Source organism: Rothia endophytica, assembly GCF_928381505.1.
GTDB lineage: Bacteria > Actinomycetota > Actinomycetes > Actinomycetales > Micrococcaceae > Rothia > Rothia endophytica_A.
The window spans coordinates 68,721-82,774 of sequence record NZ_CAKMSJ010000004.1 but is presented as its reverse complement, the minus strand read 5'-3'; the positions used below and the strand labels follow the sequence as shown (position 1 = coordinate 82,774).

The 14,054-nt window shown below is 55.1% G+C and carries 12 protein-coding genes; 8 read left to right on the top strand and 4 right to left on the bottom strand.

The genetic code is table 11. The annotated features are described in order from the left end of the window. Positions 1-132 precede the first annotated feature (132 nt). The 3 genes from L6990_RS06050 to L6990_RS06040 all read left to right on the top strand — a co-directional run bounded on the left by L6990_RS06050 (position 133) and on the right by L6990_RS06040 (position 2,671). A complete protein-coding gene (locus tag L6990_RS06050) occupies positions 133-870 on the top strand; it encodes a GntR family transcriptional regulator (RefSeq protein WP_237203183.1) in 738 nt (245 codons plus the stop codon). A gap of 81 nt (positions 871-951) precedes the next feature. Beyond that, a complete protein-coding gene (iolB, locus tag L6990_RS06045; RefSeq protein WP_237203182.1) occupies positions 952-1,839 on the top strand; it encodes a 5-deoxy-glucuronate isomerase in 888 nt (295 codons plus the stop codon). A 67-nt stretch (positions 1,840-1,906) separates the two neighbouring features. After that, a complete protein-coding gene (locus tag L6990_RS06040; RefSeq protein WP_237203181.1) occupies positions 1,907-2,671 on the top strand; it encodes a sulfite exporter TauE/SafE family protein in 765 nt (254 codons plus the stop codon). A gap of 16 nt (positions 2,672-2,687) precedes the next feature. Here the strand turns inward: L6990_RS06040 and L6990_RS06035 are convergent, their stop codons facing one another. After that, positions 2,688-3,899, bottom strand: a complete 1,212-nt coding sequence (locus L6990_RS06035; RefSeq protein ID WP_237203180.1) for a Gfo/Idh/MocA family protein — start codon at positions 3,897-3,899, stop codon at positions 2,688-2,690. A 168-nt stretch (positions 3,900-4,067) separates the two neighbouring features. Between L6990_RS06035 and L6990_RS06030 the strand changes: the two genes are divergently transcribed. The 5 genes from L6990_RS06030 to L6990_RS06010 all read left to right on the top strand — a co-directional run bounded on the left by L6990_RS06030 (position 4,068) and on the right by L6990_RS06010 (position 10,160). Then, positions 4,068-5,096: a LacI family DNA-binding transcriptional regulator gene (locus L6990_RS06030; RefSeq protein WP_237203179.1), complete on the top strand. Its 1,029-nt coding sequence runs from the start codon at positions 4,068-4,070 to the stop codon at positions 5,094-5,096. A gap of 167 nt (positions 5,097-5,263) precedes the next feature. After that, positions 5,264-6,451, top strand: coding sequence for a Gfo/Idh/MocA family protein (locus L6990_RS06025; protein WP_237203178.1), 1,188 nt, complete (start codon positions 5,264-5,266; stop codon positions 6,449-6,451). 296 nt (positions 6,452-6,747) lie between these two features. Next, entirely contained in the window at positions 6,748-7,629 is an 882-nt protein-coding gene (locus tag L6990_RS06020) for a sugar phosphate isomerase/epimerase family protein (protein ID WP_237203177.1), read from the top strand. A 27-nt stretch (positions 7,630-7,656) separates the two neighbouring features. Further along, a complete protein-coding gene (locus tag L6990_RS06015; RefSeq protein WP_237203176.1) occupies positions 7,657-9,102 on the top strand; it encodes a sugar porter family MFS transporter in 1,446 nt (481 codons plus the stop codon). Positions 9,103-9,545: 443 nt separating this feature from the next. Beyond that, entirely contained in the window at positions 9,546-10,160 is a 615-nt protein-coding gene (locus tag L6990_RS06010; RefSeq protein WP_237203175.1) for a hypothetical protein, read from the top strand. Positions 10,161-10,254: 94 nt separating this feature from the next. On the opposite strand, the gene L6990_RS06005 is transcribed toward L6990_RS06010, so the two are convergent. The 3 genes from L6990_RS06005 to L6990_RS05995 form a co-directional block, all read right to left on the bottom strand. Then, positions 10,255-11,229, bottom strand: coding sequence for a Gfo/Idh/MocA family protein (locus L6990_RS06005; protein ID WP_237203174.1), 975 nt, complete (start codon positions 11,227-11,229; stop codon positions 10,255-10,257). A gap of 73 nt (positions 11,230-11,302) precedes the next feature. Further along, positions 11,303-12,217: a sugar phosphate isomerase/epimerase family protein gene (locus L6990_RS06000; protein ID WP_237203173.1), complete on the bottom strand. Its 915-nt coding sequence runs from the start codon at positions 12,215-12,217 to the stop codon at positions 11,303-11,305. A 238-nt stretch (positions 12,218-12,455) separates the two neighbouring features. Beyond that, positions 12,456-13,961 (bottom strand): CoA-acylating methylmalonate-semialdehyde dehydrogenase, encoded by a 1,506-nt coding sequence (locus tag L6990_RS05995; RefSeq protein WP_237203172.1) that lies wholly within the window; start codon positions 13,959-13,961, stop codon positions 12,456-12,458. Positions 13,962-14,054: the final 93 nt, after the last annotated feature.

Here is a 14,054-nt window from a genome sequence, read left to right as displayed (position 1 = left end):
AAAGTTCAACCCTTGTCTCACTTTTATCAACATAGGTGCTACCTCCAGCAGCATCCGAGCCTTTCCTATATACTCAAATTGTCCTTACATAGTGACATTCCAACTATCCCTGCTCACAGAACATGTTTTCCGATGTTTACGCTTTCTTCTCTATCCATCGATAGAACCTCCCCCGTACCGCTCTACCACCAGTTGGTCAGCGAAATCAAGAATGCAATCTCAACCAGCACCCTCACGGCCGGCACCATGCTCCCCAACGAGCTAGAGATCGCCGCTCAACTCCACCTCTCTCGCCCCACCGTGCGCAAAGCAATGGACGAGCTGGTTAGAGCAGGACTACTGGTTCGCAAACGCGGAGTGGGCACCCAGGTTGTTGCTAACGAAATCCGCCGCCCCCTCTCCCTGACTTCGCTCTATACCGACCTGTCCCAGAGCGGCGTCACCCCCGGCACTAAGGTTCTCACCTTCGAAATCATCGATTCCCCCACCGATATAGCCCAGGAACTGCAACTTACTAGCGGCGAGCAGGTCTACCACCTCTTGCGTCTGCGTCTCGAAAACAACCAGCCACTGGCCGTAATGGAAAACTGGATTCCTGTAAAACTGGGCACCATTAAACCAGACGATCTCACCCAGCAGGGTCTCTACGACATCCTGCGCGCCCTAGGAGTCACCTTCTCCTTGGGGCATCAGACGGTTGGTGCAAAAATAGCCGACACTTTTCAGGCAGAAACCCTCGATATTGAGCTGGGTGCTCCCTTGGTCTCCATGAAACGCACCGTTATCGATGACATCGGCACCCGCGTGGAAACCGGTAGGCATGTCTACCGCGCCGATCTTTATAGCTTTGAAATGACCCTCTCAAACTAAACACAACCCAAGGGCGCAACCTGTACACGCCCCGGCATCCTACTCACCCCGCAGCAGACACAGCTATTCAAAGGAGAAAATATGTCAGAGTGGTTTTACCCCGCAGGTAGCGCAGCAGAAGGCCCCTGGGACCTATCGCTGGGCACCCACGATTCAAGCATTACGGTAGCAGGTTGGGCTCATACCGGCATCAAAACCGCAACCTTCGACGACCAGAAGATCACCCTCGAAGCCGCCAGTGAAGAGCGCATTATTGTGCCACTGACAGGTGACATTACCGCTACTGTAAACGGTGAGACCTACAAGCTTGCCGGGCGCGAATCGGTCTTTCACGGCCCTGCCGATGTGCTCTACACCGGCATTAACCGCGCCGTCACTCTGGAGGGTGCCGCAGGGGTGCGGGTAGCAATAGCGACCGCGCCTGCGAAGGCAGATTACCCGGTACGTCATCTGACCCGCGCAGAAATCCCTCTTGAACTGCGCGGTGCGGGCAACTGCTCCCGCCAAGTTCACAACTTTGGCACCCCCGCCACCCTAGAAGCTGACCGCTTCATCGTCTGCGAAGTCATCACCCCAGCAGGTAACTGGTCTTCCTACCCGCCACACAAGCATGATGAAGAAAAAGAGGGCGAAACCGCCCTTGAAGAGATTTACTACTTTGAGACCCGTAAGACCCCCGGCGCGCCAGAAGAAGCCAAAGATGCCATTGGCTATCAGCGAGTCTATGCCTCTGATGAGCGCCCCATTGACGTCAATGAAGAGGTGCGCACCGGTGACGTCGTACTGGTTCCCTATGGCTGGCACGGCCCCGCTATGGCGGCACCCGGCTACGACCTTTACTACCTCAACGTCATGGCTGGCCCCGGGCGTGTGCGAGACTGGCTCATTTCTGATGACCCCCACCACGGTTGGGTGCGTTCCACCTGGGAAGGCCAGGACATTGACCCACGCTTACCCTTCACTGCCTAGATAGAATGCCTACCTGGTTCAGCTCCCACCCTGCAAGACTGTGGGTGCTGAGCTCAGTGAGGTTCCCATGACCTACGAACTGAGCTTAACCGCCTGGATGCTACTGGCAGTTGCTGCCCTTCTGGTAGGCGTTTCTAAGACCGCCCTGCCCGGGGTGAATATGGTTTCTGTAGCCATTTTTGCGGCTCTCATCCCAGCAAGAGAGTCAACCGGCGCCTTGCTTTTACTCCTGATGGCTGGGGATATTATGGCACTCCTTGCCTACCGGCGCCATGCCCATCTACCCACCCTGGCAAGACTGGTTCCCGCCGTCCTTCTAGGTCTACTAGCCGGCGCCGGTTTCTTACTGATAGCAAATGATGCCTGGGTTCAGCGCGCTATCGGCGGACTGTTGCTGAGCCTTATGACCCTGACCCTCTGGCAGCGGCATCGGGCTACACAGGCTAGAAGTAAAGACGGCGCACCCACCCCTCAGAACAGGTCAGGAGCCCGCTGGCTCTACGGCTCCCTGGGCGGCTTCTCCACCATGGTTGCCAATTCGGGTGGGCCGGTGATGAGCATGTATTTTCTTGCTGCCCGCTTTGAGGCGGCAGCATTTCTGGGCACTGCTGCCTGGTTCTTCGCGGTGATGAACGCGGTCAAGTTGCCCTTCTTAGTGGGTATGGGATTGGTGAATACCCAGACCCTTACTCTGGATATCTGGCTTTTACCCGCCGTCCTTGCCGGGGGCCTACTGGGACGCTGGTTGATTTCAAGGATTGACCAGACGCTCTTTGAACGTCTGGTCATCTGGATTACCGTGCTCGGTGCACTCTGGCTACTAGTGCGCTAGGATCCCCTCAATTAAGTTAGACGGCTTGTCGCGCCGAGGTAGTGCCCTCCACCGGTTGCACAGTTTCCCAGCGTCCGCTGTTTGAGGAATCCTCAGCCGCCTGCACCACGCGGTTAGCTAGCAGTGCATCATGGACATCGGCATTCAGGCTCTCCCCTCCGGTGTAGGCAATCAGGAATTTCTTCGCCTCAATGACCTTCAGGTCGTCATAGCCCATGGAAGTTCCCGCACCCGGCTGGAACTTAGCAAAATCACCAAAATCGGCACCCGCCATCACCCTGGTATAGCCCACTGTGGGGCCGGTACGGCCCAGCGCTACCTCAAGCTCATTCATGCGCTCGAAGTCCCAGCGCACCGAGCCCTCAGTGCCATAGATTTCGATGGAGTACTGGGCGCGGGGGCCAACCGCCACGCGGGAAGCCTCAAGGGTTCCCACTGCACCAGCTCCAGCGGCGTCCTGCCCAAAACGCACCAGAAGAGCCGCGTAGTCCTCATTTTCAACCGGTGCCATCTCCCCGTTTTCAATAACGGCAAAATGGGTACCCTGCCCTACCGGCAATTTAGGGCGCTCGGTGTAGACCATGGAGGTCAACGCACTCACCTCTGAGATGGGCCCAACAATATAGTGGGCAAGATCTGCCAGGTGCCCCATAAGGTCCCCAAGAACCCCCGTTCCAGCGAGTTCTCTGATAAATCTCCAGGAGAGCGCACCCTTAGGTTCTGATGAGTAGTCAGCAAAGAAAGCACCACGTACATTGGTAATACGACCCAGCGACCCGTCGGCAACCAGCTGTCGGGCATATTCGATGGCAGGGGTATTACGGTAGTTAAAGCCCACCGCGGTTTCCACGCCCGCTGCGTCAGCGGCTTCTACCACACTCAAGGTCTCGTCAGCAGAGCGGCCCACTGGCTTCTCAATCCAGAAGGCTTTACCGGCGGCAGCGGCTGCCCTACCCATCTCTGCGTGCAAAAAGTTGGGCGCACAGATAGAAACTACATCCACATCGGGGTGCGCTAGCACTTCCTGGTAATCCATAGTGGACGATTCAAAACCTAGGACATCGCGCGCGTAGTCTGCGCGGTCGGGGGCGGTATCTGCGGCAATAACCAGCCGGGGCTTTATGCCAAGTTCTGGGTAAACGATAGGTAGGGAAGTATAGGCACGGGTGTGCACCTTACCCATCCACCCAACGCTGATAAGGCCTACGCCAATAGTCTTCTGTTCCATAGTGGTCTCCTGTAGAGGTACTGATAAAAACGACACAGACAGTACGCAGGTCTACAGAAAGAAGGTGTCTTTCCCCAGAACTATACCCCACCCCACCAATATTTTGGAGCGTTCCAAACATTAAGGTAGAAACACTGACCCAAACAGGACCTGTGCGAAAATATACCCATGCCCACTCCCCCAAAACGTGCCACCATCATGAACGTCGCCACAGAAGCCGGTGTATCAAAGTCCTTGGTTTCTCTTGCCTTTAAAGACCCCAGCAAGGTCAGCGATGAGCGCCTCAAGCGTATCCGTACGGCGGCTGACAAACTGAACTACTCCCCCAGTTTTGTGGCACAAACACTAACGTCCCAAAGCTCACCCTTTGTAGGGATTCTAGTGCTCGACTTACATAACCCTATCTTCATTGAGATTGCTAATGCTGTGCGCCGAACCCTGGCGCAACACGGTGAGTTTGGGCTGATGATGAGCGGCAGTGAGGAATCCAGCGACCAGCCGGGGCGCCCCTACGGCACCCTAGACCCCCAAGTGCTCCATATGCTCCAGAGCCTACGCCCCAAAGCTCTGATAGTGGTGGGCACAGCCAATCAGGAAAAAGAGTTACCCGCAGGGATCCCCATTATCTACGCGAGCGCAGCAGCCGCCGCAAGCTCCCACCATACCTGCGTACGAGCCGACGACATGGCGGGCATGGAACTCCTGATTGACCACCTCACCGACCTCGGCCACCAATCCATCGCTTTTGCAGCGGGCAGTTCCGGTGCGGTCACAAAGGAACGGCAGGAGGCCTACGAGAACCTGCTGGCAACGCGCGGCTTGAAGCCCACCGTCCTCACTGGGGACTATACCGAAGCAGGTGGCTACCAGGCAGGGAAGGCCCTCCTGGAGGTAGAGCCCCGCCCCACTGCCGTCATTGCGGTTAATGACCTTTCAGCACTGGGACTCATCCGGGCAGCCGAAGAAGCTGGCGTAAAAGTTCCCGAGGATCTGGCAGTAGCAGGTTTTGACAACATTCAGCTGGCTGGGATTCCGCGAATTTCACTCACGTCAGTAGACCCAGATAAGGCAAAAATCGGGGAACTCGCGGCATTTGCTGCTATGGAAGGCATCGCCCAGGGAGCTACTCGGGTAGAGCTCCTCGAGGTAGCACCCCGACTCATGGCACGCACTTCCACACTGGGAGCTGGCACCTAATCACCTCCACAAAAATGTGACCTCCACTATCTTTTTTAGATTTTTTTCTGCATTATCACTTTTTGAACCGGTTCAAATATGCAAAGATGGGTTTGTTCTTACAAATTGCCCCAATGGGGCATCCAACTCCCCCGCATACCTAGCGGGCAAAATCACCAGGAGTTCCCGTGTCACCCAAGGAAATCTCAGTAGCAGTTATCGGCGCCGGAATGGCAGGTCAGGGTCACGCCTTTGGCTACCGCATGGCAAGCGCAATCCACAACTCCGACCTACCCAAGGTACGCCTCGCCGCAATCGCCGACCCAAACCTTCCACTTGCACAAGAAGTTGCCGCTCGTTACGGCTACGAAAAGGTCTACGCAGACTGGACCGAAGTTGCTAATGACCCAGATATCGACGCCGTATCCATCGTGGTCGGTAATGCCCTCCACCTCCCCATTGCTAAGGGCCTACTGGAAGCAGGTAAGCATGTTCTCTGCGAAAAGCCCCTAGCCGGCACCATCGAGGATGCAGAGGCAATGGTTGAACTTGAAAAGCAATACGGTGAACAGCTGATTACCGCCGTTGGCTACACCGTACGCCGCACCCCAGCGCTCAATGCCATCAAGGCAAAGATTGATAATGGGGATTTTGGCCCGGTAGCAGGTTTCATTTCTAACTACCTGTGTGACTATGGTTCAGATGCGGAGGCTCCCATGACCTGGCGCTACCGCGGCGGCCCAGGCTCCGGCGCCCTGGGCGATCTGGGTTCCCACACCATTGACACCGGAGAACAGCTCAATGGCAAAGTGGTCTCGGTACGCGGCGCCTACCTCTCCAACACCATCACCACCCGCCACCTGCCCGCCGGTGCTGTTGTGGGCCACGGGAAGGTGGAACTGTCAGAGGAAACTGAAGAAGTAGGCAACGAAGACACCGCAACCTTCACTTGCATCTTTGAAAACGGGGCAGTGGGCACCTACACCATTTCCCGGGTTGCCTACGGTAATCCCAATGGGCAGACCTACCACGTTTACGGCCCGCAAGCGCAAGCTGCTTGGGACGTACTGCGCCCGGCAGAGTACATATACAATGATGCTGCGACACCTGCTGATACAGCTGGCCCTCGCACCGTAGTCATCAATAACCACACCCCTAACTACGCCAGCTCGCTGGCAATGGACGCCCCCGGCGTGGGTTATAACTACAGCCAGAACTTTGCCTTCCAGGCTCGTGCCTTCCTTGAACAGGTTGCCGGCATCACCGGGCACCTGGAGCCCTGCGCCACCTTTGCCGACGGCCTTCACACCCTGCAGGTCATTGCGGCGATTGCAGAGTCTGCAGATAAGAACGGGGCAGAGATTCATCTAAACTAGAGGGAAACGGTTGCCTGAAAGGCACCCCTACCAGAGGCGCCTGCGATGACTATCGCAGGCGCTTTTGCATGCCCTGCGTAAAGAGGCATTTTCGGCTTACCCCAACCCACAAAACTAAAGATCTGCGCCCTTCAACTAAAAGCTGGCAGGCCACTGTAAAAATAATTTGACAACCCACGCTAGTAGTATTGTCAATATGTTAGGACATAAGTATAGTGTGTTGTGACACAGATGTTACGCAGGTTATACCGAGACCTACCCTCCACTAACTGTCATTGAAGACACAAGGAGTCTCATTGAAAATTGCACTGGACCCTACCCCCTTCCACCACAGCCACTCACTGCTGGAGTTCCCCAAGATCGCTAAAGATATGGGCTTCGACTACCTACAGATGACCCCTCACAAGGACTTCATCCCCTTCTACAACCACCCAAAGGCAGATGATGATCTTGTTCAGAAACTTGCCCGGGCAGCAAAAGATGCTGAAGTAGAAATCGCTTCCCTCCTTCCCGTCCTACGGTGGTCCTCCCCTGACCCCGACGCCCGCGAAGCAGCGGTTCGCTACGGTAAGCGAGTTCTGCAGATTGCAGTAGACCTGGGTGTTCAGCAGATCGGCACCGAGTTCTCGGGCCGCCCAGAACTTGCAGAAGAATCAGAGCGCGCCTTCTACCGCACTATGGAAGAGCTCCTGCCCATTATTGAGCGTGAAGGTCTGCACGTTGCAATTGACCCGCACCCCGATGACTTTGTAGAGAATGGTCTTGAAGCCTGGCGCGTTATCCGCGGCGTTAACTCTAAGAACCTGGGTATGGTCTACGTAGCCTCCCACACCTTCCATATGCAGGAAGAGCCCCTGGAGATCATGCGAGAAGCAGGCGACCGCATCCGCATCGTCCATGTCTCTGACACCATGAACCACCACGCTTCCCACGGGCTTCGCTACATCACCAACCCTCCCGGCAACCCCGTTCGCGTGCACCAGCACCTCAAGATTGGTGACGGTGATGTCAACTGGGATGAGTTCTTCAACGGGCTAGCCGAAATCGGCTTCCTGGACGACCCCAATACCGTGATGGCATCCTCCGTATTTGCAGAGAACGAGAATGCCGTAGAAGTTTCCAAGTATCAGTCACAAACCATGCGTGAACTCACTGAGCGCGCACGCAGCGGCAAGTAAGCCGCCTGTCAGAAAGAGGAACATCTTATGTCTTCTCACACACCCAGCGCAGCTGAGGCAAATCTGCCGCCGCTGACCAAAGGTCCCCACTCCCGCCGTCTCGGACAGGTCGCAACCGTAGCGACCCTTGGCGGCCTGCTCTTCGGCTATGACACCGGTGTCATTAACGGAGCAATCCAACCAATGAGCGCCGAACTTGGGCTAGATTCTAGCCATATCGGTGTAGTCACCTCATCACTCCTGGCTGGTGCAGCATTTGGTGCGCTTACTATCGGCAAGATGGCAGACGCTATGGGTCGTCGCGTCACCATCCTCTTCCTCGCAGCGCTCTTCTTCTTTGGCTCAATTGCCTGCGCTATCGCACCGGGGCTGGGCATCCTCATCATCGGTCGCGTACTCCTCGGACTTGCCGTGGGCGGTGCCTCCACCGTGGTACCTGTCTTCCTTGCCGAACTAGCACCCTACGAAATCCGCGGTTCGCTCTCAGGTCGTAACGAAATGATGATCGTGGTTGGCCAGCTTGCTGCCTTCGTCGTCAATGCGATCCTGGGTAACGTCTGGGGCCATCATGACCACATCTGGCGTGTCATGCTCGCGGTCTGCGCCATCCCGGCAATCTTCCTCTTCATCGGTATGCTCCGTATGCCTGAATCCCCCCGCTGGTTGCTCACCAAGGGTCGTAAAGAAGAAGCCTTCGCTATCCTTGCTACCATCCGCTCAGAAGAGCGCGCAGCAGCCGAAGTTCGTGACATCGAGCGCACCCTGGCTTCAGAGGAAACCCTGGTTTCCCCCTCCGTCTCTTCCATGCTGAAAGACAAGTGGATTGTTCGTATCCTCTTTGTGGGCGTCGCCCTCGCTGTATTCCAGCAGCTCACCGGTATCAACTCGATTATGTATTACGGTTCAATCGTTCTTGAAGAGGCCGGCTTTGCCGCGAATGCAGCACTTATTGCCAATATCGCCCCCGGTGTCATTGCAGTTATCGGTGCATTCATTGCACTGTGGATGATGGAAAAGATTAACCGTCGAACCACGGTCATTACCGGCTACTCTCTGGTAACTATCTTCCACCTGCTCATCGGCTCCTCTGCCTTCTGGCTACCCGAGGACGCTGCAATCCGCCCTTGGGTTCTACTGGTTCTCATTGTTGGGTTCGTAGGTTCCATGCAAACGTTCCTGAACGTCGCAACTTGGGTACTTCTCTCCGAGATTTTCCCCCAACAAATTCGCGCTTTCGGTATGGGCTTTGCAGTCTTCTGCCTCTGGACCGTGAACGCCATAGTTGCATACGTTTTCCCCGTAGCACTTGAAGCAGTAGGTCTAAACAACACCTTCTTCGGCTTTGCCGCTATTAACGCGGTTGCCGTACTGGTCATGATTAAGTTCCTCCCCGAAACCCGCGGTAAGAGCCTTGAAGAGGTTGAAGTCGGTGTTACCACTGGCGCGATTTATATTGTAGAACCCAAGAAATAAGACCGCTCCGGTTACCTTCTTATCAATACTCCGGGGTTAGATTCCGCAACCCTCATAACCCGTTTTCTGCCGGGCAACCCTCTCGAGGGTCTCCGTCCAGAAAACGGGTTATTTTTTCATTTTTTGTTTTCCCTAGAAATAGTTTCCAATGTGCCCCTACTTTCGATGACATGCACCATTTTCCCGCCCTTCCCCGCCTCAAACCCCTCAAATTCAACTAGAATCAATGGGACGAGGGAAGTTGATGAAGAGAAAACAAAAAAACTCCGCCTCAACAACAGCTCATTCGTTATACGTCAGAGACAGCTTCCCCGCCCAACAAAGGACAGATACAGTAGTGCCTACTCCTCCACCCGAAGCTCCGGTAGCGGTATCGTCGAAGAGCATCATTCAGCTCTCCCTCTTACTTCTTCTCATAATTGATTCTGCTCTTAGCCGCTAATGTGGCACATATAGCTGGAGCTGATGGCGCGGGAAGAATACTAAGAATCTTTAACCCCGTCTCCTGGAATGGCGACCATGACGGCTCGCACCTTGAAGTATGGGGGCATATCAAGCTTTTTGCTACGTCTGCCCTCCTGATAGCCTTAGCTTTCAGCTATCGCAGCTTGCTCCTGGCAGCCTGGGGTGCTGTTCTACTGTTGATTAAGGTAGATGATCTCTTTCAGATACATGAGCAGGTCGGAGAGGTATTCGTTGTAAAACTAGGGCTTGAAGGCGGCTTTGGTCTGCGCCCTCAAGACTTCGGTGAGCTGTTGGCTTGGGCTATCTTGGGCACCGTAGCTTTATTGGTCTTGTTGATTGGCCATATTAGAACCGGACCTTGGGAGCGTAGACAATCCTTGTTCTTCGCAGGAATACTGGCGCTCTTAGCAGTATTCGCTGTCGGTGTAGACATGCTCCACATCATTGTTCACGACAGTCTCTCTTACCTTGCGCTCCACGCGGTTACCCTGGCAGAAACCGCCGGAGAAATTATCCCGATGTCGCTATTCCTCGCTCTGGCTATCAAGTTAGCGGTTGCTCCACACACTAAAAGCAAACCCCTTTCCACTTAAGAACGACCACCGTCTACCTCTCGGTAGACGGTGGTTGCCCTTATGATATGGGTGCCAGGGGAGACTAAAGCCTGCTCTTACCCCAACTCGTGACCTACTTGTACAGGTCAGGCTTCTGGTTGAGGCTAACCTCAACAATCTTGCCGGAGGCCTCGGCTTCAATACCCGCTTCACAGCAGGCTACGGCTGCATAGCCGTCCCAGGCTGAAGGGCCAACCTGAGTACCAGTCAGTGAAGCGTCTACCCAAGCCTGGACCTCGGCATCGTAAGCATCAACGAAACGGGGCTCGAAACTTTCACAAACCTGGTCTTCACCTACAGATACATGCTTTTCTTCGAAAATACCCTTAGTGGTCACAGCATAACCGTACTGGGAAACCACGTGGGTATTGACGGTAACCAGGATTCCACCCTCAGTTTCAATGAGCACCTGAGCAGGGTCGTTCAAGTCTGCTGAGGCGTACTTGCTCTTCTTACCTGCGCGTACCTGCACATTTTTGATTTCTTCACCGGTTAGGAAGCGGATGCCGTCAAACTCGTGCACCACGGTGTCGTCAATGAGGTTGCGGCCGGTGTAGGAGGCGGGCACGTCGGGGTTGATATGCTCGCAAGATAATTGCAGAAGCTCACCGTGCTCACAGCCTTCCACCAAAGAGCGGATCTGCTGGTAGCCCGCATCAAAACGGCGCATAAAACCTACTTGCACCAGTCGCTTACCTGCCTCGACCTCAGCCTGAACGATTTCCCAGGAGGACACCGAATCGGTGGTCAGCGGCTTCTCACACAGGATAGGCAGCCCCTTCTTGATAGATGGCAACAGCACGGGGGTATGTAGGAAACCTGGAGTAGCGATTAGCACTGCATCAAACGCATCTGCTTCAAGTGCAGTTTCAAAATTAGTAAAGACCTGGGCACCCTCGATACCCTCAACCGCCTGCTTTGCCTTCTCCTCATCAATGTCGATGACGGCAGATACCGCTGCGTTGTTAATGGTTGAGTGGATGCGCTTGATGTGGTCATAGCCCATGCGGCCTGCACCAACGACACCAATTCGAAGTTCGTTATCCATGAGTTGTTCTCCTCTAGAGAGTAGGTAGAGCGCGGACGCCGCGGTGGCGGCATCCGCATAAAAGGTTATGGTGTTAGGAAATCACGGTGCGGGAGCCGCAACCGAGCAGGTACTGCTTAGTGCGCTTAGCAATGGGCAACGGAGTATCGAAGCTATTGACGGGGTACATGTCCTGCTCCACGATGCCATAGAGGGGGCGACCTAGCTTCTCTGCAGCCTCAATAACCTTGGAAAGGTCAGGCAAACCGTGGGGAGGCTCGCACATAACACCTGCAGCGGTAGCGTCCTTGAAGGTCATATCTTCAGCGCGAACCTTGGCCAAAAGCTCAGGATCAACCTGCTTGAGGTGCAAGTAGCCAATGCGATTGGGGTACTTTTCGATGAGTTCTACTGATGAAGCGCCACCGTATTCTGCGTGGCCGGTATCCAGACACAGGGTGACAAGCTTAGGGTCAGTAACCGCCAGGAACTTCTCAATATCAGCCATAGTCTCAACATGAGAATCAGCGTGAGAGTGGAACTGCTGGAACAAGCCGAAATCGCGCTGCAAGGTTTCACCCAGGCGGTTATGGCCAGCTGCCAGATCATCCCACTGCTTATCATTCAGCACACGAGACTCAAGAGCTTCGCCGGTCTTATCATCACGCCAGAGTGCAGGAATAACGACGATGTGCTGAGCACCCATAGCGGCAGTCAGTTCAGCAACCTTGCGGGCGGGCTCCCAGGCGACGTCCCACTGATCTACGCCGCGGTGGAATGCGGTAAATACGGTACCAGCTGATACCTGAAGGTCACGTTCCTTGAGTTCTTTAGCGAGAGTCTCGGGGTCTGCGGGTAGGTAGCCGTAGGGGCCAAGTTCAATCCACTTGTAGCCAGCCTCAGCGACCTCGTCCAGGAAACGCTGCCAGGGGGTCTGTGCGTCGTCTTCGGGGAACCAAACACCCCAGGAGTCGGGGGCGGTGCCAATGATGAGCTTGTTATCGGTCATGCTCTTTCCACGCTTTCATCGTTGAAAATCTTGCCTGTATCGGCGAGTGGCTGCTTCAATCCCAACCACACTATGTACTGACATACTATCAAATACTAGTGCCCTTGGTCACTATCTGTGGAGCAAAATATGCAAGAAAAATACCAGAATCCGTGAAGACAAGACTGCCACCGTGCGCAAAAAGAAACGCAGGTGACAGTCCAGCTATTTTCCTCAGCAAAGAGGATTATCGGTGCTTCTAGCCGTTATTACGAGACTCAAAATTGAAGGAAGCACCTGAGGCATCCTTACGCTCCGGGAAGCGCTGGGTAACAGCCTTGTTGCGGGTGTAGAACCGCAGGCCATCTTCGCCGTAGATATGGTGTTCGCCGAAGAGCGAGTCGTTCCAACCACCAAAGGAGTGGTTAGCCAGCGGCACTGGAAGGGGTACGTTCACACCGACCATACCAACCTTGATGTCGCGGGTGAACTTACGGGCTGCATAGCCCGAATCGGTAAAGATACAGGTACCGTTGCCAAAGGGGTTGGAATTGATAACCTCGATACCCTCTTCCAATGAATCCACACGGACAACAACCAGCACGGGGCCAAAGATTTCCTCAGCGTAAGCGCTCATCTCTCGCTTGACGTGGTCGATCAGGGTGGGGCCAACAAAGAAGCCGTTTTCATGGTCAGCAACCACCAGGTCGCGGCCATCCACAACAATAGCTGCACCATCGGTCTCAGCTTCGGTGATGATGCGCTTGACGCGGTCGCGGGAAGCTTCGGTGATGAGCGGGCCCATGTCGGCACCTGCCTCCATACCGTTAGCTACCTTTACCTCGCGAGCCTTAGCAGCTACACGCTCTACTACGATGTCAGCAGCGTCGCCAACAGCAACTGCTACCGAGATTGCCATGCAGCGCTGACCGGCAGCACCAAATGCAGCGGCGGTCAGGTGATCGGTAACCACGTCCATATTGGCGTCGGGCATAATCAGTGCGTGGTTCTTAGCGCCACCCAGTGCCTGAACGCGCTTGCCGTTAGCGGTTGCAGTAGCGTGGACATGCTTAGCGATGGGGGTTGAGCCAACAAAGGAGATGCCGTCTACATCCTTGTGATTGAGCAGACCGTCAACCATTTCCTTGCCACCGTGCAGAACATTGAAGACACCGGCGGGCAGGCCTGCTTCTTCCCAGAGCTTCGCCATGAAGTTGGCAGCACCGGGGTCACGCTCTGAGGGCTTCAAGATGAAAGCGTTACCGGCTGCGATAGCAATGGGAGCCATCCAGAGCTGGATCATGACAGGGAAGTTGAAGGGGGTGATACCTGCGACCACGCCTAGGGGCTGGCGCAGGGAGAAGGCGTCAATGCCAGTTGCTGCCTGAGGGGTGTAAGCACCTGAGATATGGTTGGTGATACCGCAGGCGTACTCTACGATTTCCTGGCCGCGGGCGATTTCACCCTTGGCGTCGGAGAGCACCTTACCGTGCTCACGTACAACCAGTTCAGCAAGTTCGTCGGTGTTAGCAACCAGCAGCTCGCGGAACTTGAAGAGGACGGCGGTGCGGCGTGCCAGGGAAAGTTCACCCCAGCTAGCAGAAGCAGTCTTTGCGGCTGCTACTGCTGCCTGCAGTTCGGCGTCCCCACCCAGGTGCAGGGTGCCGATGGTTTCACCGGTAGCGGGGTTCAGAATGTTCTGGCGTTCGGTGCCGGCGCTGGCAACTTCTTCGCCGTTGATGTGGTGCTTGACTTCGTAAGTCATGATGTTCTCCTTGTGATTCTCTTGGGGAGTAAAACTTGTGGTTTTCCGGTACCCGGGCTCCATCGACGATAAGGACGCCGAGGAGCGCGGAAT